This is a genomic window from Furfurilactobacillus milii (assembly GCF_009863985.1).
Lineage (GTDB): Bacteria > Bacillota > Bacilli > Lactobacillales > Lactobacillaceae > Furfurilactobacillus > Furfurilactobacillus milii_A.
This window is the reverse complement of sequence record NZ_WEZT01000004.1, coordinates 30,819-51,091: the sequence shown is the minus strand read 5'-3', so window position 1 is coordinate 51,091 and position 20,273 is coordinate 30,819. Positions and strand designations below refer to the sequence as shown.

The 20,273-nt window shown below is 43.1% G+C and carries 19 protein-coding genes, 5 tRNA genes and 1 riboswitch; of the genes, 7 read left to right on the top strand and 17 right to left on the bottom strand.

Annotated features, from left to right (window positions below):
* The coding region (locus GB992_RS02205; protein WP_431188824.1) for a transposase at positions 1-237 on the top strand (237 nt) is incomplete at its 5' end.
* A gap of 67 nt (positions 238-304) precedes the next feature.
* On the opposite strand, the gene GB992_RS02200 is transcribed toward GB992_RS02205, so the two are convergent.
* The 11 genes from GB992_RS02200 to GB992_RS02150 all read right to left on the bottom strand — a co-directional run bounded on the left by GB992_RS02200 (position 305) and on the right by GB992_RS02150 (position 8,323).
* Positions 305-1,261: a DHH family phosphoesterase gene (locus GB992_RS02200; protein WP_161001031.1), complete on the bottom strand. Its 957-nt coding sequence runs from the start codon at positions 1,259-1,261 to the stop codon at positions 305-307.
* A gap of 230 nt (positions 1,262-1,491) precedes the next feature.
* Positions 1,492-1,565: transfer RNA gene (locus GB992_RS02195), tRNA-Pro, on the bottom strand.
* A gap of 47 nt (positions 1,566-1,612) precedes the next feature.
* Positions 1,613-1,686 (bottom strand) — tRNA-Arg (locus GB992_RS02190).
* Between the two features lie 23 nt (positions 1,687-1,709).
* Positions 1,710-1,781 (bottom strand) — tRNA-Gly (locus tag GB992_RS02185).
* Between the two features lie 24 nt (positions 1,782-1,805).
* Positions 1,806-1,879, bottom strand: a tRNA-Thr gene (locus GB992_RS02180).
* Positions 1,880-1,886: 7 nt separating this feature from the next.
* Positions 1,887-1,968 (bottom strand) — tRNA-Leu (locus tag GB992_RS02175).
* Between the two features lie 550 nt (positions 1,969-2,518).
* Complete coding sequence (gene serS, locus GB992_RS02170) at positions 2,519-3,820, bottom strand: serine--tRNA ligase (protein ID WP_161001030.1); 1,302 nt, start codon at positions 3,818-3,820, stop codon at positions 2,519-2,521.
* A gap of 301 nt (positions 3,821-4,121) precedes the next feature.
* On the bottom strand, positions 4,122-4,769 hold the full coding sequence (locus tag GB992_RS02165; RefSeq protein ID WP_017262628.1) for a deoxynucleoside kinase: 648 nt from the start codon (positions 4,767-4,769) through the stop codon (positions 4,122-4,124).
* A 360-nt stretch (positions 4,770-5,129) separates the two neighbouring features.
* Entirely contained in the window at positions 5,130-6,740 is a 1,611-nt protein-coding gene (locus tag GB992_RS02160; protein ID WP_161001029.1) for an amino acid permease, read from the bottom strand.
* Between the two features lie 123 nt (positions 6,741-6,863).
* A riboswitch (Lysine riboswitch) is annotated at positions 6,864-7,047 on the bottom strand.
* Between the two features lie 98 nt (positions 7,048-7,145).
* Positions 7,146-7,670: an Rrf2 family transcriptional regulator gene (locus tag GB992_RS02155; RefSeq protein ID WP_161001028.1), complete on the bottom strand. Its 525-nt coding sequence runs from the start codon at positions 7,668-7,670 to the stop codon at positions 7,146-7,148.
* 107 nt (positions 7,671-7,777) lie between these two features.
* On the bottom strand, positions 7,778-8,323 hold the full coding sequence (locus GB992_RS02150) for a GNAT family N-acetyltransferase (RefSeq protein WP_161001027.1): 546 nt from the start codon (positions 8,321-8,323) through the stop codon (positions 7,778-7,780).
* Between the two features lie 92 nt (positions 8,324-8,415).
* Between GB992_RS02150 and GB992_RS02145 the strand changes: the two genes are divergently transcribed.
* Positions 8,416-9,213, top strand: a complete 798-nt coding sequence (locus tag GB992_RS02145) for a lp_1002 family arylesterase (protein ID WP_161001026.1) — start codon at positions 8,416-8,418, stop codon at positions 9,211-9,213.
* 241 nt (positions 9,214-9,454) lie between these two features.
* Here GB992_RS02145 and GB992_RS02140 read toward each other — a convergent pair whose 3' ends face one another.
* Positions 9,455-9,913, bottom strand: a complete 459-nt coding sequence (locus GB992_RS02140) for a MarR family winged helix-turn-helix transcriptional regulator (RefSeq protein ID WP_161001025.1) — start codon at positions 9,911-9,913, stop codon at positions 9,455-9,457.
* A gap of 807 nt (positions 9,914-10,720) precedes the next feature.
* Between GB992_RS02140 and GB992_RS02135 the strand changes: the two genes are divergently transcribed.
* The 5 genes from GB992_RS02135 (at position 10,721) to GB992_RS11895 (ending at position 15,451) form a co-directional block, all read left to right on the top strand.
* Positions 10,721-11,275 carry a GNAT family protein gene (locus tag GB992_RS02135; protein WP_161001024.1) on the top strand — a complete coding sequence of 185 codons (555 nt, stop codon included), beginning with the start codon at positions 10,721-10,723 and terminating at the stop codon, positions 11,273-11,275.
* 248 nt (positions 11,276-11,523) lie between these two features.
* The gene (locus GB992_RS02130; RefSeq protein WP_421017461.1) at positions 11,524-12,846 is read left to right on the top strand and encodes a C1 family peptidase; all 1,323 of its coding nucleotides are present in this window, start codon (positions 11,524-11,526) and stop codon (positions 12,844-12,846) included.
* Positions 12,847-13,038: 192 nt separating this feature from the next.
* Positions 13,039-13,332, top strand: a complete 294-nt coding sequence (locus tag GB992_RS02125) for a hypothetical protein (RefSeq protein WP_161001022.1) — start codon at positions 13,039-13,041, stop codon at positions 13,330-13,332.
* Between the two features lie 80 nt (positions 13,333-13,412).
* A complete protein-coding gene (locus GB992_RS02120) occupies positions 13,413-14,099 on the top strand; it encodes a response regulator transcription factor (protein WP_161001021.1) in 687 nt (228 codons plus the stop codon).
* A complete protein-coding gene (locus GB992_RS11895) occupies positions 14,096-15,451 on the top strand; it encodes an ATP-binding protein (protein ID WP_161001020.1) in 1,356 nt (451 codons plus the stop codon). Before GB992_RS02120 ends, GB992_RS11895 begins: the two co-directional genes overlap by 4 nt.
* Before the next feature lie 58 nt (positions 15,452-15,509).
* Here GB992_RS11895 and GB992_RS02110 read toward each other — a convergent pair whose 3' ends face one another.
* From GB992_RS02110 to GB992_RS02090, 5 genes are all read right to left on the bottom strand, one after another.
* Complete coding sequence (locus GB992_RS02110; protein ID WP_161001019.1) at positions 15,510-16,187, bottom strand: 2,3-bisphosphoglycerate-dependent phosphoglycerate mutase; 678 nt, start codon at positions 16,185-16,187, stop codon at positions 15,510-15,512.
* Between the two features lie 148 nt (positions 16,188-16,335).
* Positions 16,336-17,445, bottom strand: coding sequence for a LysM peptidoglycan-binding domain-containing protein (locus tag GB992_RS02105; protein WP_161001018.1), 1,110 nt, complete (start codon positions 17,443-17,445; stop codon positions 16,336-16,338).
* 243 nt (positions 17,446-17,688) lie between these two features.
* A complete protein-coding gene (locus GB992_RS02100; RefSeq protein ID WP_161001017.1) occupies positions 17,689-18,636 on the bottom strand; it encodes an AEC family transporter in 948 nt (315 codons plus the stop codon).
* A gap of 132 nt (positions 18,637-18,768) precedes the next feature.
* On the bottom strand, positions 18,769-19,170 hold the full coding sequence (locus GB992_RS02095) for a DUF956 family protein (RefSeq protein WP_017262613.1): 402 nt from the start codon (positions 19,168-19,170) through the stop codon (positions 18,769-18,771).
* Between the two features lie 155 nt (positions 19,171-19,325).
* The gene (locus tag GB992_RS02090) at positions 19,326-20,261 is read right to left on the bottom strand and encodes a PTS system mannose/fructose/sorbose family transporter subunit IID (protein ID WP_161001016.1); all 936 of its coding nucleotides are present in this window, start codon (positions 20,259-20,261) and stop codon (positions 19,326-19,328) included.
* Between the last annotated feature and the right edge of the window lie 12 nt (positions 20,262-20,273).

The window sequence follows — 20,273 nt, the reverse complement described above, 5'->3', positions numbered from 1 at the left end:
CAATACGGTATTAAGACCTATTACTGCCATGCTTATACGCCAGCTGAGCGCGGCAGTAATGAACGATTTAATCGGAACTTACGCTATTTTTATCCTAAGGGGACTTATTTTGAGCACATTAGTGCTCAAGGCTTGAAAACCACCTTACTCGAAATTAATCAGAGACCACTTAAAATACTTGACTGGCAAACACCTTATCAGATCATGCTGACAAATTTGTCCAAAAATTCGGATTAAATTTGCAATCTACCCTATCAAGAAAATGATTATTATAAATTATTAGTATTCTTAACAAGGCAACCGCTTAATGCGTTTGTTGCCATTGCTGCATCAACTTGCTCAAAGACACAATCATGTCGTCAACTTCTTGTTGATCCGCAGCATTGGCTCCACTAGCTAAATCGTGACCGCCACCATGATGTGCCTTCGCTAATTCGTTTACTGCTGGTCCTTTGGAACGTAAGTGAACTCGATAACTACCGTCAGGATTTTCCACAAATAATAACCAAGCCCGAACATCAGCCAAGCGACCGGGAGTCGATACCAGTGGCTGAACCTCACTGGCTGCCAAAGAAAGAGAAGCCAACTGAGCCTGTGATATCACATAATGTGCAGCGCCAAAGTCGTCAATTTCAATATTAGCCAAGACATCCCCCATCAAATGACCGAGACCACGACTCAACTCATTTTCATGACGCCCCACTTCAGCAGCGTCAATCCCAGTTGCCAACAATTCACTGGCAACGGCGAAGGTGTGTGCACTGGTAGCCGGATACAAGAACCGACCTGTGTCACCCACTATTCCTGCATAAAATAGCAATGCCGCATCACGTGTCAAACTAAGCGTTTCTTGATGTGCGTCAATAAAATCGACAATTAATTCCGAGGTACTGGATGCCTCCGGCAACACCCATGATAAATCACCATAATTGTCATCATTAGGATGGTGATCAATTTTAACCAGTTGCCGCCCTTGATCGAACCGGTCATCGTCGATGCGCTCGGTATTGGCCGTATCAACAGTGATCACTAACGCATCCGCGTATTGATCATCCGAAACAGTGTCTGACTGGCCTAACCAGCCAAGATCGTCCGGAATCGTTCCAACTGCAAATATCTGCTTATCCGGAAAGGCGTGCTGTAAAGTTAGTTTTAGACCAAACTGAGATCCTAATGCGTCTGGATCAGGTCGCTGATGACGATGGATGATAATTGTCTTCGCTTGTTCAATGGCGTTAAAAATTGCTGTTGTGTCACTCATAATAACTGGTCTCCCTCTAATTACCGATATCCTGCAATAATTATTGCAATTGCCAACACGGCTGAATGATTGATCTTCAAATGTTCAATCTGTCTACAAGTTCATCATGCCATATTTTTCGCAACTTGACGACTAAAACGATAGCTTGTTTTGCGTTGTGACCAACAATAACAGTCAAAAAAACAGCCGCTAGTCAATATTGACTAACGACTGTTCGTTTTAAACAATGATCGGGACAACAAGATTTGAACTTGCGACCCCTGCGTCCCGAACGCAGTGCTCTACCAAACTGAGCTATGTCCCGATAAAAATAAAATAACCGCCGCCAGCACCTGGCAGCGGTCATCATGATGCACCCAGTAGGAGTCGAACCTACAACCTTCTGATTCGTAGTCAGACACTCTATCCAGTTGCGCTATGGGTGCATTCTCATAACAGCGTTATGAAAAGCGGAAGACGGGATTCGAACCCGCGACCCCCACCATGGCAAGGTGATGTTCTACCACTGAACTACTTCCGCATAACAATAAAACAAATGGAACCATGCCGACTAGAGGATTCGAACCTCCGACCCCCGCTTTACTAGAGCGGTGCTCTGACCAACTGAGCTAAGTCGGCAACATGATGCGGATGAGAGGACTCGAACCTCCATGTCAAAAGACACTAGAACCTAAATCTAGCGCGTCTGCCAATTCCGCCACATCCGCAGCATCTGATTCTGTTCCCTCATCAGACAACTATTAGATAATATCATTTACGCTCAAAAACTGTCAACACTGTTCCGCATTTTTCTTCAATTTTTGCCATTTATTTTTCATTAACCGTAGTTAACTATAGTTCTTACTGTTCAAATTCTGTTTGAAGAAAACTCTCGCGTTCGATTGTCAGGGTTGAAATCATTGTGGGACCAGTTCAAACCCCAAAACCGGTCTTTCACTTCGACTTGAAGCCTTAAAGAACAAGTCTTCAAACTCGTCCGTGTTGTTAATTCGGCAACCCCACCGAATTAGCAACACCTTCACTATAGATTTCAACCCTGACACTCTTCCGCTCACATTGCACTAGCAAGATAACCAACGACGTTAATAGCGGCGGCGTTACGTAAATACAATCCAGAATCGCCAAGATTATTCCAATTAAAATTCCTCAAAAACACTCAGTTCAACCAACGAAATAACAACACTAATAAAAAACGAACCATGTTGGCCACCATAATGGTAGTCATCACATGATTCGTTTGTTTAAATTGCAGATCAATTAGTCTTCAACGTGCTTTGCGTGGGCGTTTTCTTTAGTAATCTTAGTCACACCATGCATGTAAGGAACCAGCACATCCGGAATGGTAACCGAGCCGTCTTCATTTTGGTAGTTTTCCAAAATAGCTGCGACCGTCCGACCAACGGCCAGACCAGAACCATTCAATGTGTGGACCAAGTGAACCTTACCGTCTACATCACGGTAACGGATTTGTGCTCGACGTGCCTGGAAATCTTCACAGTTAGAACAACTGGAAATTTCACGGTACGTTTCTTGATGTGGAATCCAAACTTCAAGGTCGTGTGTTTCAGCTGCTGTGAAACTCATGTCACCCGTTGCTAAAGTAATAACGTGGTATGGCAAACCTAATTTTTGCAGAATGTTTTCAGCGTTACCAGTCATTTTTTCCAATTCTTTATAAGATTCTTCTGGTTTAACATATTTAACCATTTCAACCTTGTTGAATTGATGCATCCGGATTAAACCACGCGTGTCACGGCCAGCAGAACCCGCTTCAGAACGGAAGCTAGGTGTCAAAGCAGTCACATAAACAGGTAGTTGCGCTTCATCCAACACTTCGTCGCGGTAGTAATTCGTCAACGGTACTTCAGCAGTAGGGATTAACGTCAAGTCTTGGTCCTGAATCTGGAAAACATCTTCCTTGAACTTAGGAAATTGACCAGTGCCATACATCGATGCACCATTTACCATGTAAGGTGGAATAACTTCTTCGTATCCCTCTTCTTCATGTTGATCCAGCATAAAGTTGTAAACGGCACGTTCTAGTTTAGCGCCCATGCCCATGTAGTAAACGAATCTAGCACCGGAAACCTTAGCGGCCCGTTTGAAATCTAGGATTCCTAAAGCTTCACCAATATCCCAGTGTGCCTTTGGTTCAAAGTCAAAATGTGGAATAGCACCCACTTTACGGTCTTCGCGAGAATAATTTTCGTCTGGACCAACAGGGTCTGTATCGTGAGGAAAGTTAGGTAAGCGGGCCATCTTATCGTTGAACTCGTCCAATACTTCAGCCAACTTGGTGTCTAATGCCTTAATATCAGCACCAACTTCACGCATTTCGGCAATCTGTTTATCGGCGTCTTCATGATTTCTTTTCGCAACGCTGATGGCATCCGAAACCCTGTTTCGTTTAGCCTTTAACTGTTCCGTCTGTTTGAGTAAATCACGGCGCTGTTCATCCAAAGCGATTACGTCATCAATCTGCTCAGGCTTAATTGCCCGCGTTGCCAACTTTTCCTTAGCTTCATCTGGATTATTACGAATCCGTTTAATGTCTAACATCTAACTACCTCCATTTTTTTCACAAAAAAACGCCACTCGTCCCATCACAATTGGGACGAATGACGTGAATTCGCGGTACCACCCAAGTTCACCATTGCTGGTGCTCTCGAACATACTAACGACTTTCGCCGTGCGGGATTAACCGCCCACTTAAAACGTTGCCGGAATGATTGCGATCCGGTTCTCATCAACCACCGGCTCTCTTAATCGCAATACTAAATGCAACTGTGTTTAATATCTGTTTATGTCTATGGACAGCTTATAGCAACTAAAAGACTTGTGCAACCCTTATTAACCCAAACTAAGCAGTCGCCAATTGAAGTGTACTCAATTTTGCATCAATTTGTGCAAGAACGGCATTTGCTGCATCTGGATCTTCAACAAAGTCATACTTATCACCATCGATCCGCATTTTAGGGCCATGATCATAATTGTTGTACCAAGCTGTATAACGATCGTTCAATTGTTTGTAGTATTCGTACAATGAAGGATCGTTATCAATTTGTTCGTATTCACGACCACGTTTTTGAATTCTTTGTAACATGGTGTCAAACGAAATGTCGATGTGGATCAAAAGATCAGGGTTCTTTTCATGCGGTGCATCTGGCAATTCCTGCATCATGTTCTCTAATAAGGAATCATAGATGTCAACTTCTGTTTCCGTCGAACGACCTAGGTCGGCATTCAAGTGGAAAAGCAATGAATCTTCATAAATTGAACGATCCATAACACTTTCATCATCGGCAAAAGAAGCCTTGATAGAATCCATCCGCTTATTTAAGAAGTAAATTTGAAGCAAAAAAGCGTACTTTTTTGGATCCTTGTAAAATAATGGCAGAATTGGATTATCTTCCACTGATTCATAAAAGGCCTGTGTATGTAAGTGACTTGCCAATAAATCAGTTAAGCTCGTTTTTCCTGCACCAATCGTTCCTGCTAAAACAATCATGTCTTTATCTCCCCTGATCTCTATCAACCGCACCACAATGCGTGGTCAACCGTGACAGAACGTGTTTATCCTTTAACTACCTACATATTGTATCACGCTCGGAGAATCTCGCCATATTTTGTAGCTTACAAATTAAAACGTAATCTTTCTGTCATAACCAAATGGACAACCTTATTTTTTATCAAAACGAGCCATACTAACAAAGATAGCCTTTTCATATTGTGCCCGACCAAAATTAAATATATTTATTTGATGACATTTAGCTTTGAATATAATAAAAACTCGCCGATACAAATTTTTGTATTCGTACCAAGCGAGTTCTATTTGATTTCACATTTAATTCAATTTAAAATTGATCCATTATTTAATCGAATCATTTTTAGGTGCTACCGATTCATCATTCGTCAAATCGTGAGCCGCTGACGTTGCGCTCGTGGTCTTTTTACCCGCTTGTGCAACCGTCTCAACTGTTGCACTACTTTCAATATCACCTGAGGCAGCCGAAGCATCAGCGGCCGTGTAACTTTCACCATTTGTTTTTGGCATCAAGTCAACCTTGTCCAATGGAATGATATGAGTCCGGTGACGGATCTTGTAATAACCCCACAGGATCAGGAACAACGGCACACTCATGTACGTTACCAAGATAGCTTGCAAATCGAGTTGTGCAAACGACTTCAAGTTTTGACCAACAATGACAACGATCCCCAGCACGAATGCCAAAATGGGACCAAATGGGAACCACTTTGCATGGTAACGGAGTTCGCTTAACTGGTGTCTTTGCTTAAGAAAGGCACGACGGAAACGGTAATGGCTAATCGCAATCCCCAACCAAGCAATGAATCCGGTCAGACCAGAAGCGGCAACTAGGTACATGTATAACTTTGGTCCAAAGATACTGGTCAAGAAAGTTAATAATCCGATAACTGTGGTTCCAACCAACGAAGCCATAGGGATCCCACGCTTGTTCGTCTTACCAAAGAAGCTTGGCGCGTAGCCTTCGTTTGCCAAGGAGTACAACATCCGAGTGGAAGCGTACATCCCTGAGTTAGCTGATGAAATAACAGACGTTAGAATAACCGCATTCATCACACTAGCGGCCGCAGCTAACCCTGCCCGACGGAAGACCAGCGTAAATGGACTGATGGCAATGTCTGTGGCACTTGAACCCAGCAGATCCTTGCTTGTATAAGGAATGATGCAGGCAATAACAAAGATTGCCAAAATGTAGAATAACAGAATCCGCCAGAACACTTGGCGAATCGCCTTGGGAATACTCTTTTCAGGTGTTTCACTTTCACCAGCTTCAATCCCAATTAATTCAGTCCCTTGGAATGAGAAACCAGCTACGACGAACACGGAGAGCAATGCTGGCACACCGCCAACAAATGGCGCCTTTTTATAAGTTAAGTTTGAAAAACCAGTTGCGTGACCGCCCATGATACCAAAAATCGTTAAGGTCCCAATGACTAAGAAAATCAGAACTGTGACCACTTTGATAATGGACATCCAGTATTCTGTTTCACCAAACGAACGAACCGATAATGCATTGATAGTAAAAATAATTGCTAATGCGATCATGCTAAAAATCCATGCCGGTACGTTTGGTAACCAAAATTGCATAACTAAGGCCGCCGTCGAAACATCCACGGCTAACGTAATCGCCCAGTTAAACCAGTAATTCCACCCCATTGCAAATCCCAATGCGGGATCCACAAACTTAGTCGAATATGCCGCAAATGAACCAGTCAGCGGCATGTATGTTGCCATCTCACCCAAGCTGGTCATTAAGAAGTAGACCATAATCCCAATTGCCACATAAGCAACCAAAGCACCACCAGGGCCAGCTGCCGAAATTGCGGAACCGGATGCAACGAACAACCCTGTTCCAATACTGCCACCTAACGCGATCATTGATAAATGTCGCGTCTTCAATTCGCGGCAAACCGCGCGATTCTCATTTTCTGCCATATCGAGTTCCTCCCATTTTCTAAAGAGAAGCACTTGATGTAATCTGAATAAATAAAAGGCCGGTCTGTTTATCATGCACAAAGACACGCTAAACAAACCGACCGTCAAATTCATCCTGGTCAATCGTTAGATAGCGCTCCGTGGCGTTTTTATTTACCACGACAGTTCGTTGATTATTCACCAACGTCCCAACAAGATACTGATACAGCAGCAGCTCATTTCGGCGACGCACCCTTTAACCAAGCGTTACAGAACCTGTACGTTCTCAACTTGGCGACTCATGATTGTCGCAACCTCTTCATTCGATATAAACAGAGTATAAAAAGAAGCCCCGCAAATTGCAAGGCTTTCAGCAAAAATGAAAACGTATTCATCAAATCAATCAGCCATTTACCCGAGAAAACGCTAATTTTCTCCATGGATAAGTGCCTTTAGTTTGGCAGTGAAATTCGGATAGTTCACCGTACTTTCATTCCAATCAACAGTCGGGATAATTTGTGACTGAAAAATATGAACCAAAATCCGATGAACCGACGTTTCTTGTAACACATGTTTATACTGCTCATCTGCGGCAACAAAGATGTCTGTCAACACCTGTGTGCCACGGTTAGCCAGTGGTTCAACATCATCGAATACCCGATCAATCAAGCCATTGTTGGGATATGTTTGAATATCACCCTCTGTCGCTACCACCGCATCCCAAACAGTAATTTGACGTGAATTACGCCCCAACGTAAATCCACCCTGATTACCAGACACGGATCTAACTAGACCAGCAACGACCAGTTTGCGAATGATTTTTCGCATATAAGTTTGTGATCCACCCAATCTAGTGTGAATGACTTCAGATGTGATGGGTACGTTCGTATCTTGGGTTGCGAGTAACGCTAAAATACATGCGGCCTGCTCAAAGCCCCTCGTTAATTGCATAATTTCTTCCTAACCTAATTATCACGATAGAGATAACTTACCACTGCCATCATAGCATACCGAACAGTAATGATAAACGTAACTCAACCATTAACCTCGACCACTTTTTACTGATGCAATGCAAAATCATTTGGTGTTAACCGAAAAAAACGCTCTGTTTTCCCTGGTGCGAAAAAATCAGTTGCCGAATGCTGAATCTCATGATCAAATTGAAAACCAAACCGCTCAAAAATACGCGCCGAACGTTCATTGTCCGAAAAATAAGATCCCCATACTGCTTGTAACCCTTGGTCAAAGCCATAAGTTAAGACTGCCATCACCGCCTCAGGCATATATCCGTGACCCCAAAAATTTTCGTTAAGCATGTAGCCAATATCTCGTTCACCGTGCACCAATGCGCCATCATGTCCTGTTCTGCCATAAAGTCCAACGGTACCAATAATTTGGTCCTCTTCCCGACGAGTAACGCCCCAAATCCAGCGTTGCCCCAATGTTTGACGCATCAAAAAACGTGCTTCAAATTCATTATGAACCGGCTGAAAACCTGCTGGCATCGCAACACGCGGATTTCCAACAATTTGAGTAAAAGCCGATAAATCAGATTCTCGAATACTTCGTAGCTCTAAACGTGCCGTTTTTAATGGTATTGCCATCCTCATTACCTTCCAATCAATTTTGCCGTTACATCACGAATTAGTTGCACTCCGTCACCATTGGGCTCTATCATGAACACGAGGTGAATGTCATGCAAATTGTCAAAAAAATGTTAAACCAACACAGCTATTATAAAGGTTTTATGCAAGATCGACCCGGTCAACAAGGTCAAACCACTTTTCCAACTATCGTAATTGTTCCTGGTGGTTCATATACCCATATTCCTGAAGCACAAGCTGAAAGTGTCGCTTTAACCTTCTTTGCCAAGGGTTTCAATGCCGTCTACTTGCGGTACTCCTTCGTCGGCGAAGTCACTCCCCTACTGCCAGCGCCGATAGTTGAACTCGGTCAAACGATTAGTCAACTCAAGCAAAATCCTGATTGGCCAGTCGATGCCAACGCTGTCATTCCATTTGGAATGTCAGTTGGTGGTCACATTGTGGCACTCTACAATGATTACTGGTCCTCATCATGGTTAAGCGAAACCACTGGTGCCACTGCCAGCGTGTTGGAACCAGCCGGCGCCATCCTTGGTTATCCCGTCATCAGCCCATTATTAGGTTTCCCCAAAGATGAAAAAACCATTGCACAATGGACTGATGATCCAACTAAATATGCAGCTGAACAACACGTCACCGTGAAAAATAAGCCAGTTTTCGCTTGGGTTACTAATGAAGATCAAGCGGTTCCTGTAACAAACACATTATCGTACGTTCAGGAAAGTTATAATCACAACTTACCACTTGAACTCCATGTTTTTAACCACGGACCACACGGCTTGGCGCTTGCCAACAATGTTACGGCCTGGAAACCAGGGACAGATTTGCCACACGTAGCCCACTGGTTAACTTTGGCCATCGAATGGATAAACGATTTACTCGACAAATAAGTTGTCTTCACGTTAAGTTAATAGGTTATTTTTGACAAGTCATTTACAAGTGCAAATAAACAGTAAAACGGACATTCAGGGGAAAAACTGGATGTCCGTTTTACTGTTTGAAGGTGATTTTGCCTAAAGTTAAGTCAGTGAATCAATAAATAAGTACTATTTGTATCCCATTAATAACGATGACATGACACAACACGAAATGATTAACTGATCTGAAATCGTGATCGATCACGCAATATTTTTAGTCCTCTATGCTTTGATCTAACACAGCCACAAAGTGTTCAAAGTATTCACTCAACTGCGTGATTTCTGTGAGACTCATTTCTTCAAGGATTGACGCGACTGTTTTCTTTTCGTGAACATCTAATTCTTTGATCACTTGTTTTCCCTTGAGTGTAAGGTGAATAAAATGCTGACGTCGATCATCCGGACTAACCTCAACTTCAATTAGACCAAATTGCAACAACGTCTTTATTTGTGTAGAAATAGCACCCTTGGTAATATGATTTTGTTTTGCCAACACATCTAAAGTAATTCGATCATTTTTTGCAATCTGATTAAGCAAGGATAGTCCACGCCATCCAACACCAAGATTTTTTCCAATGCATTTTAAATGTTGCTCAACTTTGAGAAAATCACGTAGATAACTTTCATCCATCATTTCAATTACAATTTGTGTCGCGGTCTGCTGTTTTGCCATATTTAAACTTCCTAATAATGTGTCCAGAGTGGTTTGCGTCCGTAAGTTAGTGCTTTAAAAGCCAAACGATTCAAGCAACACTTCAACTCATTATTTTCGTCCAATTTGCTCAACCCTAAATGAATGTCATCAGTCGGCATAAACTTCTTTCTTCAAGAAACGATGCTGAAGAGTTACGCAATATAGATCCGTGCGCCACAGTAACCAGCGACAAACATGTATGAGGCAAGCATTTACGATGTATTAAACAATAATGAGTTATTGTACTGTTTGTTTCAGTACCTAAAATATTACTTCCCGTGCGTGGCATTTCTTATCAAATATTTCAAGCTCAACAAGATTGTTGACAAAGTCGTAACGGATTAGGCTTTTTTTCAGTTTCATCTTTCGACTAGCAACTTTGTTTTCAGACATTGCAGTAGCGTCTGATTAGAGTTCTCTGTGCACCGTTGTGAAAGTTTCACATGGCTTGATTTAGCAAGCCTTTGGAGTCCTTTTTATAATTGAAATTATGAGTTAAAAATTAATGTTCAAAACACTAGCCTTTTGTAAGTAAACCGTGTAAAATGCTTTTTCGTGGTCGACAAAATGACCTTTTCATCAGGCAGTGACCAGCCAATGAAAAGTGTAACTGATGAGGAGTTACGCACCCATAATATGGTCACTGTCATGATTCCTCGTGAATCAACCTGGCTGCTATTAGCAGCACATTGCACGTGTCATAACACCGACAAGCCATTGAACGTAAATTCGATATCGTTTAATGAACGGTTCTCGTTATGTCACCAATAAAAAGGAGCGAGTCTCATGACAACATCAACGCTTAACGTAACTCTACACTTCGCAGAAATGAACGACCTACCAGCAATTAAGGACATCATTGCTGATGCCCGTGACTTCTTGGCAGAACAAGGAATCAACCAATGGCAAGATGGTTATCCAGAAGACAGCGTCATCGCTGGCGATATTGATCGCGGCGAAACCGTTGCTTTAAAAGACGACGAAGGCACAATTTTAGCGATTGCTTCTCTCGTGAAAGGTATCGATCACCCGTATGAAGGAATCACGGATGGCACATGGCGTGTAACTGGCACAGAAACAAATTACGTGTCTATTCACCGTGTGGCCATGGCTAAAGCATCTCGTGGTCATCACCTCACACATGATTTCTTTGATCTCATGTTGGAACAGATCCGTCTCGACCCAGAAGTTGAGAGCGTGCGGATTGACACTCATCCGCAAAACTTTGGCATGCAACATGTAATCGAAACGAATGGTTTTTCATACATCGGTTTGGTGCCCGTCACGGGCGGCCAACCAGACGAACGAAATGTCGCTTATGACATGGTCTTGGACCGTTAATTGATTATGCACGAAAAAAGACAATCAGCGATTTTGCTGATTGTCTTTTTTCGTAACTACCTATGTTATCTGTTATCCGGCACTAGCGTTAGCAACGAAAAACTTCATGAACCAGCTCTCGTTTAACAACTTCACTCATTGTGGAAGCACAAATCTAGTTTGCGTCCACTCACCTCTTTTTAATGTTCTTCTAATGCAGTATACTGTTTGCATGCATATAAAAAGGAGTGAGCCATTTGAGTACTGAAATTACACCTGATCAGATTCGCCGTTACGAAAGCGAATTGTCAGACCGCAAGGACGCCTCTGTTTTGGAACGTGCCGTTAAGAAAAACGGTATCTTAGCAACTGCCCAAGATGACATTGCAAATGTCAACATGACACCAATCTTCTCCATTGATTTGGACACTGGTCATGTTGCTAACCAGAAACAAAGTGGGCGTTGCTGGATGTTTGCCGCATTGAACACCATGCGCCACGCTATGAAGGACACCTTTAACCTGCCTGGTGACTTTGAATTATCCCAAAACTATACGTACTTCTGGGACAAGTTCGAAAAAGCTAACTACTTTTACGAAAACGTCATCAACACGGCCGACAAGCCATTAGATGACCGTAAAGTTGCTTTCTTGATGGAAACGCCTCAACAAGACGGTGGTCAATGGGACATGATTTGCGCCATCATTGAAAAATATGGGGTGGTTCCACAATCTGCAATGCCAGAAACCTTTAACTCATCTGCTTCTGGTCAGATCAACAGTTTGTTAAACCTGAAGTTACGTAAGGATGCCGTTGAATTCCGTGAACTGGTCGCTAACAAGGCTAGCCGCGCAGAAATTGACGAAATGAAAGATCGTAAATTACAAGAAGTTTATCGCATCTTATCTTACAGCTTCGGTGAACCTGTCACTAAGTTTGATTTCGAATACCGTGACAGTAACAAGGAATACCATATTGATCGCGATTTAACGCCTAAAACATTCTACGACAAGTATGTTAAGTGGGATCTGTCTCAATATGTTTCTATCATCAATGCTCCAACTGATGACAAGGAATATAACAAGACCTACACCGTTGAAATGTTAGGTAACGTGGTCGGTGGCCGTGAAGTTAAACATTTGAACGTCTCAATGGAAGACTTCAAGCAAATGGCCATTGCACAATTGCAGGCCGGTCAAAGCGTTTGGTTCGGTTGTGATGTTGGTCAAAGTTCTGACCGTAAGAACGGCATCATGGATACTAAAGTTTACGCTAAGGATGAATTATTCGACGTTGACTTCTCCATGAGCAAGGCAGAACGCCTGGACTACGGCGAAAGTCTGATGACTCACGCCATGGTATTGACTGGTGTTGATCTTGTCGATGGCAAGCCAACTAAGTGGAAGGTTGAAAATTCATGGGGCGATAAAGTTGGTGACAAAGGTTACTTTGTCATGAGCGATGCTTGGATGGACGAATATTGTTACCAAGTTGTTGTTAACAAGAACTTTATGCCTGAAAACCTGCAAAAGGCTCAGGAACAAGAACCAAAAATGTTACAGCCTTGGGATCCAATGGGTGCCTTAGCTTAATAAGTGTACATTTAGTGAATGATAAAAGCTGTGAGTTTAGCGCTCACAGCTTTTTGTTTGCCATTTTCCACGGCCCTTTACTTTTTCTTTTCTAGCTTTTAAGCTCTCTTTATGTTGCGTTCAATATGATTAATCATGTTCCAAAGCAATCGGAACGAACTAAACATCTTGTGTTCGAATGGAGTGATCGATATGTTAAAGGATTCTCGTGATTTAATTTCAGCAAAAGTTATTGTGGCACAATGCCCCACCCTTGTGGCCGAAACAGAAACCGGTCAAAAGTTTGAAGTGAACGTCACACGCCAACAAAAACGTGATCCATTATTTTGGGCCACTATCGCTGACATTTTACGTGAAGGAATCTGGGTGCCAGTTACCAAAACTTATCACCAGCTCTGTGACAATGGTTGGCTAGTTAATCCATCCAGTTGTTTGGTTCCAGCAGTCGCATCGGAGGGCATTTTCGACTACAATAATCAAAAGTAATCCAATACCCAAATAAATTTACGTTTGATAAAACAAGTTTAACAACTAGAGAATTCTTATCTTCGAGGGGGAGACAAATTATGCAACAACTTGCGCGAGGCTTAATTGTTGAAGATGACCACACCGTGTCAGACAGCATCAAGGAATTGCTCACCGACGTGATTACCTGCGACCAGGCGTTTGATGGGGAAGATGGTGAATTCATGGCCACTCAAGGAATCTACGATCTCATCATTCTCGATTGGATGCTGCCACTGGAAAGTGGTCTGGATGTTCTCAAGGCCATTCGGGAACAACACTTAGACGTCCCTGTCCTATTTTTAACCGCCAAGGACGGCCTGGATGACAAAATCCGTGGCTTTAATCTAGGCGCAGATGACTACCTCACCAAGCCTTTTCATCGCGAAGAACTTTTATTAAGGGTGCGAGCACTACTAAAACGTAGCGGTAGCTTTCTAAACGAAAACATTCTGACTATGGGCAGCATCAGTATTAATTTACAAAACCATGCTGTTACTGTTAATGACAAGCCTGTGCAATTGAACGGCAAAGAATTCGACTTGCTGGTGTACTTTATTCAGAATCAAGGAACGATTGTGACCAAGGATCAAATCTTTGATCGCCTCTGGGGATTTGATTCTGAAACATCCATTACAGTAGTCGAAGTTTACGTTTCAAACCTCAGAAAGAAACTCAAGCCAACCGGTGCGGACGCATACATCAAAACATTGCGTAACGCTGGTTACCTTGTGGGAGCAGAACAGTGAAAACGAAACAAGCACAACACGCCTTCGGCAAACAACAATGGTGGCTATTTGTCAGCGAACTCATCAGTTTCGCCGTCATCTTTCTTACATTGGGCACTATCTTATGGCAGGTTTTTCAACCCTCCATTTATCAAAGTGTCACGCGCGGAATCAAGGTGCAACGTCAAATATTACTTGGGCAACGTGTAACTGGTGGTCCGGCTAGCCAGGACGCATACCGGGCCATCGCCTTCCGAACATCTCTGCTGGTGTTTGACTCAGACGGTACACTCATCAATGGCAATCCGATGGCCGGCACGCCAAACGCAAATAACTCAGCTAACCAGCCAAAAAAGAAGAAAAAAAATGGTTCCCAAAACGATTATGTTAATGTGCTTCAACAAATCAAACTCAATCCACATCATTTGAATGAACTGCGCGACATTCGTGTGAACGGCCAAAACAACTTTCGCACGATGACAATTAAAGTTCCGGCTACCAACAATGCGTTGGGTTATGGCGGCTACTACGTGATGATTGTGACTAACACCGATTCCGAACACGTTTCTGTTGATGTATTCAAACGCACACTATTGTGGACGATGGTGACCTTCTGGTTAATTTCAATCTTGCTGAGTTATGTGCTGGCGCGTCTCAATATGCGGCCAATTCTCCGATCTTGGCAACGACAGCGCGAATTCGTAGCCAATGCTGCCCATGAATTACGGACACCACTGACTGTCATCCAAAATAAACTCGAAATGATGTTAACTCGCCCAAATGATAAGGTCATGGATCAAACCGAACAAATCACCATGTCCCTTTCTGAAGTAAGACGTTTGAATTCGCTAACCAGTGACTTACTGTTACTAGCGCGTTCGGATTCGGATATGACACAGATTCGAACCGAGTCTGTCGCGATGGCACCATTTTTGGAAACAGTCATTCAACCGTACTCAGAAATTGCAGACAGCCAGGATAAACACTTTGAGGAGAATATTCAGCTTGACCGCGATTTAGTGATTGACAAGCAACGAATCCACCAATTGATTGTCATTTTCTTGGATAATGCGCTGAAATACACCGAGGCAGGTGCAACTATCAGCTTCTCAGCTCAACTCGTTAACAATCGTTGGGAACTTCAAGTAAAGGACACGGGTATGGGCATCAAAGACCAAGATAAAGCGCACGTTTTTGACCGCTTCTATCGTGTTGATAAATCAAGAAGTCGCGCCACCGGTGGCAACGGTCTTGGTCTCTCTATTGCTAAGTGGATCATTGACAGTCACCGTGGTAAAGTCACTGTCAATGATAATCATCCACAAGGAACCATTTTTACCATTAGCTTCCCACTAACAAAGCCAAAAAAATAAGGGGTTTCCGACATGTGCTCACGCAAATGTTGGCAATCCCTTTTGTTATAGTTAAAAATCACAAAATCTGTTTATTAATTACATTTAAATGTTCATCAAACGTGTAGTGAATTGGCTCTGCATTGGGTACCTCGACCTTACTAATGTCTGCGTCGCTAACATGGTCCAAATACTTGATTAGCGCTCTCAGGGTGCTGCCATGGGCCACAACCAGTTGATTGTGACCATCAAGGAGACGTGGTGCGATTTCGTCCACCCAGTATGGTATCAAACGGTCATAGGCCATGGCTAAGCTTTCACCACGCGTCAAAATCGTCTTTGGAAAACTAGCGTATCGCCTGTCGTCCAAATGATCTGGCTGGTCCAAAAGTGGCGGCACAACATTAAAACTTCTGCGCCACTTGGCCACCTGGTCTGCACCGAACTGAATTCGTGTTTGATCTTTATTAAGTCCACGTAAGGCGCCATAGTGACGCTCATTTAACCGCCAACTTTTGTGTTCAGGAATCCAAAGTTGATGAATCTCGTCCAGGACTAGGTGAGTTGTCTGTATCGCACGTTGTAGCAAAGAAGTGTGCACATCTGTAAATTGTAACCCAGTCGCTGCCAGAATTTCGCCAGCCTGCTCTGCCTGCTCGATTCCCTTAGGTGTCAACGGAACGTCGGTCCACCCTGTATAAATATTGTCACGATTTGCCGTGCTCTCACCATGACGAATAATAACCAACTCTACCATTTCTCTCATCCCAACTCGTCTTAATTCTTCTACTTAGCCTGACGTTATTAGTTCACATCAATTATCGTACCATGCCAGTAAGGTGAAGTGAAACTAGTTCAAAGAAAAAAGAACCGTCACAAGGACGATTCTTTTAATTAAATTCAATTTAGAAGTGGATGTATCCAGCAGCTTCGCTAGCAGAGATAGTCCGTGCGTTGTAGGCTTGACCATTGAAGTTACCTTCGATGATGTTAACCGTACCGTTACCGTTAACACCAGTAACATAAGCAACGTGCATGTAGCCAAAGAATGCAACTGAACCGGCAGTTGGTGTTTGGTTGACTGCAACGCCACGAGCAGCAGCGTTAGCACCCCAGGCATTACCATTACCAAGGTAAGCCCACTTAGAACTAGAAATACCTTCAGCTTGTAAGATACCAGCTACAAAGGCAGTACATTGGCCAGCTGGGTAACCTTGAACACCGCTGTAGAATCCGGCAGTACCGGCAGCCTGAGCACCACCAAAGGCAGTTGAGGCTGCAGCAGGTGCTGGCGTGTTGACATTAGTCGCTGTAGTGTCATTGTTTGTAGCAGGTGCGGCTTGTGAAGTCTGAGCCTGTGAGGCTTGTGAAGCTGGTGCTTGTGAAGCAGCCTGACTCGCAACACTAGTTGCCTGTGAGGCCTGAGATGCAGGTGCTTGGCTAGCTTGTGAGGCTTGGCTTGCCTGTGAAGCAGGAGCTTGGCTAGCTTGTGATGCTTGACTAGCTTGGGAAGCTGGTGCTTGACTAGCAGCTTGGGAAGCAGTACCAGTTGTGTGCAATACTTGACCAACCATCAAAACGTTAACGTTTGAGATACCGTTCAAAGAAGCCAAGTCAGAAACTGACTTACCTGTTTTAGAAGCGATGGCGTTTAACGTGTCACCAGCAACAACTGTGTAGTCACCGTTAGCATCAGCACTGGTAGCTGATGTTGCAGCTTGACTTGTAGCCTGACTAGCAGTTGGCGCAGCTTGACTAGCCTGTGATGATGACGTCTTGTTGTCATTGTCATCAGGAATAATCAAGTTCTGGTCAACATAGATTAAGTTGGCATCAGTCAAATGGTTCGCCTGTACAATGGCATCAACAGTGGTGTGGTTTTTTTGTGCGAAAGCCCACACAGTGTCACCTTTAATTGATTTTACAGTTGAAGCATTAGCTGATAATTGAACACCAGCTAAAACGCTGGCGGCACCAGCAGTTGTTAATAATACGTTTTTAATAGACTTTTTCACGTTATTCACTCCTAAACAATTCATCCCGTTTGAACGACTCTATGTAGCAATTACTGTGATTAATACTAGTCTTCGCGTGTAACAGGTCCATACCAGCCATATAACACTTTGTTACGAATGTTACAGAAAGGTTACATCATGCCATGAAAAGTTCTTGAAAACGCGGTTTAACGCAACTTGTTGTCAAACATGCGGGCACAAAAAAATTAAGAAAAAGTGAAGTTGTTACGAATTTCCTAAGGATCAAACCACTTTTTGAATCAAAACCATCATGATTGGAACCACGATAAGTGACATTAGTGTCGTTTCTGTAACCATAATTGACGCAAAATCAGCGTCTGCATGATACAACTTAGCAACCACAGGTGCGTTTGTCATTACCGGCATACAAGACTGCAGAACGAAAACTTGCTTCATCAGTGTCGGCATATCCGCATGCATAACAAGCAATATCATCAAAACCGGCGCAAAGATGAACCGCCCAGACAAGACACCCAAGCTGCTTCGATTCAGCCGCATATTCTTAAGGCCTGCATTGTACACGGAAACACCGATGAAGAGCATGGATAACGGTATCGTCAAACCGCCCAGATACGCGAACGTTTGGTTCAAAAACTTTGGCAAATGTACATTGATCAAGACCAGCACAACCCCAATCATGAATCCGATCAGTGGCGCAGAGAAAATTTTACGCAAAATCATGCCAAACGTGAGATGCTCTCCGACTGACCCATCACGTTGAATAAAGTAGACGCCGATCGTCCAAAAGATCGTCGTATTGGCCATGTAGTACACCAACACATATGGTAAGCTCTTACTACCAAAGATGGCCATGTTAATTGGCAGCCCGACGAACACTGTGTTTGAGTTAAAGAACATGGATGTAAACAGGCCCCTGCGGCTGGGATCGATTCGCAAAACGTACACCAGTCCCCATGCAAGAATCATCAGCAGCATCATTGAAATGACAGGGAAACGTAAATCAGGCAATAAGGCATACAATTCACGTTTGGAAAAATCCCGTGTAATAGAAATAATCATGTATGGGGGCAAAGCTATCTGGGTGACCAGCTTAGCCAACAATCGGGTTGAGTTCTCATTAAACCACCCTTTGCCTGCGAGGACATATCCCACAGCCACCATCAGAATAATAATTAAAACACCCTGCGCACTTTCAAAAAAGATTCCCATGAATTTACAGTCATTCTTTCTATTAGTTAATGATTTCTAGTATAGCACTCCCTTTTAACGCGATTAAAAAGCAAAAACACCACGTACTGCCAGCAAGTGACAGTACGTGGCGTTTACAAGTTTGACAGTTAATTACTGTTGCTTTTGTTTTCTTGATCGTGGTCGCCGGGTAAATAACGCCTTTAAATTGCGGCGCATAACCTGAAAGAACGTCAACGAGCGAACAATATGATCCGCATCAACATGATTACGAATGGCACGAAGCACAGCTTTAGGATGCCGTGAAGAAAACTTGTAAGTTCCGTTCCGCGTTGTTTGAAGCGCATAACGAGGAATCACTTTACCCTTGAACATTACTGAGGCAATCACTAAATCGACATCCTCCCATGGAATCTGGATAAACTTATTGCTGTCACGATCGTTGTAAAACTCAAAGGCCTTATCACCGACCATAATCTTGCCGTAGTCGCCCAGCCCCATATAGGAAGTACCATCGATAACCATTTCAACCTTTGTATTCAGTGATTCAACCATGTTCTTCTCTCCTAACCTGTATTCAAACGCCTATTCGCATCATACTACGTTAATCACGATTTTCAAACGCAGCAACGATAACCTGTTCATAATGCCAAGGGCACTTACTTCCGGTTGCCCGAAAATGAGTGCCCCTAACAAACCGTAACTTTTGATTAAAGCCAACCAACCACGTGAAGTAAAATACCAACGATGAAAATACCAAGAATGATGATGATTGGTGAAACTTTCTTCTTTAATAACCACATACATAAGAAGGTCAGTAACAGAGCAGCTAAACCGGGAATCAATTGATCCAAGTTATCTTGCAATGTCGTTACTTTAACTTTGTCTAATGACAAACCTTTACCCAAGTTGTATTGAGTTAAGGCTTCTTTGATTCCATTGGCGCCCTTTGGCAATTTATTCCAGTCGATAAAGGCACCTTTTTGTTGGGTAATCCGTGAAACAACAGGCTTAAAGTCGATCTTAACCCAACGTTGAATCAGGGCCCCAATAACAAACATCCCCATCATGGAAGCACCACGAGTAACTTTTTGTAGTAAACCACCAGATAAGTCATCAGTGATTCGTGAACCGGCACGGTAACCAAATTCCTGGGTGTACCACATAAATCCCCAACGGATTAAGTTCCAAAGAACGAAGAACAGAATTGGTCCGACAATGTTACCAGCAATCGCCAATGATGCACCTAAGGCACCAACAATAGGACGAACGGTGTACCAGAAGACTGGGTCACCAACACCGGCTAACGGACCCATCATCCCAACTTTAACCCCTTGAATGGCAACGTCGTCAACCGGCGCACCATTGGCACGATCTTCTTCTAGGGCTAGCGTAACACCAATAATTGGTGAAGCTAAGTATGGGTGAGTATTGAAGAATTCCAAGTGCCGTTTGTAAGCGGCAATTCGGTCTTCTTTTTTTGTATATAACTTGTTCAGGGCAGGCATGAGTGAATATAGCCAACCACCGTTTTGCATACGTTCATAGTTCCAAGAACCTTGAATGAACGTTGACCGCCAAGCAACCTTTAAACGGTCGTTTCTTGTTAAACTAATCTTTTTAGTATCAGTTTTATTATCAGCCATTTTCGTTTCCCT

What these genes read in the sequence shown, in the direction of transcription:
- GB992_RS02090 (WP_161001016.1), bottom strand. Translation starts at nt 20,261, where the DNA reads ATGGCTGATAATAAAACTGATACTAAAAAGATTAGTTTAACAAGAAAC.
- GB992_RS02110 (WP_161001019.1), bottom strand. Translation starts at nt 16,187, where the DNA reads ATGGTAGAGTTGGTTATTATTCGTCATGGTGAGAGCACGGCAAATCGT.
- GB992_RS02150 (WP_161001027.1), bottom strand. Translation starts at nt 8,323, where the DNA reads ATGGCAATACCATTAAAAACGGCACGTTTAGAGCTACGAAGTATTCGA.
- GB992_RS02165 (WP_017262628.1), bottom strand. Translation starts at nt 4,769, where the DNA reads ATGATTGTTTTAGCAGGAACGATTGGTGCAGGAAAAACGAGCTTAACT.
- GB992_RS02155 (WP_161001028.1), bottom strand. Translation starts at nt 7,670, where the DNA reads ATGCAATTAACGAGGGGCTTTGAGCAGGCCGCATGTATTTTAGCGTTA.
- GB992_RS02125 (WP_161001022.1), top strand. Translation starts at nt 13,039, where the DNA reads ATGTTAAAGGATTCTCGTGATTTAATTTCAGCAAAAGTTATTGTGGCA.
- GB992_RS02100 (WP_161001017.1), bottom strand. Translation starts at nt 18,636, where the DNA reads ATGGGAATCTTTTTTGAAAGTGCGCAGGGTGTTTTAATTATTATTCTG.
- GB992_RS02145 (WP_161001026.1), top strand. Translation starts at nt 8,416, where the DNA reads ATGCAAATTGTCAAAAAAATGTTAAACCAACACAGCTATTATAAAGGT.
- GB992_RS02140 (WP_161001025.1), bottom strand. Translation starts at nt 9,913, where the DNA reads ATGGCAAAACAGCAGACCGCGACACAAATTGTAATTGAAATGATGGAT.
- serS (WP_161001030.1), bottom strand. Translation starts at nt 3,820, where the DNA reads ATGTTAGACATTAAACGGATTCGTAATAATCCAGATGAAGCTAAGGAA.
- GB992_RS02200 (WP_161001031.1), bottom strand. Translation starts at nt 1,261, where the DNA reads ATGAGTGACACAACAGCAATTTTTAACGCCATTGAACAAGCGAAGACA.
- GB992_RS02160 (WP_161001029.1), bottom strand. Translation starts at nt 6,740, where the DNA reads ATGGCAGAAAATGAGAATCGCGCGGTTTGCCGCGAATTGAAGACGCGA.
- GB992_RS02135 (WP_161001024.1), top strand. Translation starts at nt 10,721, where the DNA reads ATGACAACATCAACGCTTAACGTAACTCTACACTTCGCAGAAATGAAC.
- GB992_RS02095 (WP_017262613.1), bottom strand. Translation starts at nt 19,170, where the DNA reads ATGGTTGAATCACTGAATACAAAGGTTGAAATGGTTATCGATGGTACT.
- GB992_RS02120 (WP_161001021.1), top strand. Translation starts at nt 13,413, where the DNA reads ATGCAACAACTTGCGCGAGGCTTAATTGTTGAAGATGACCACACCGTG.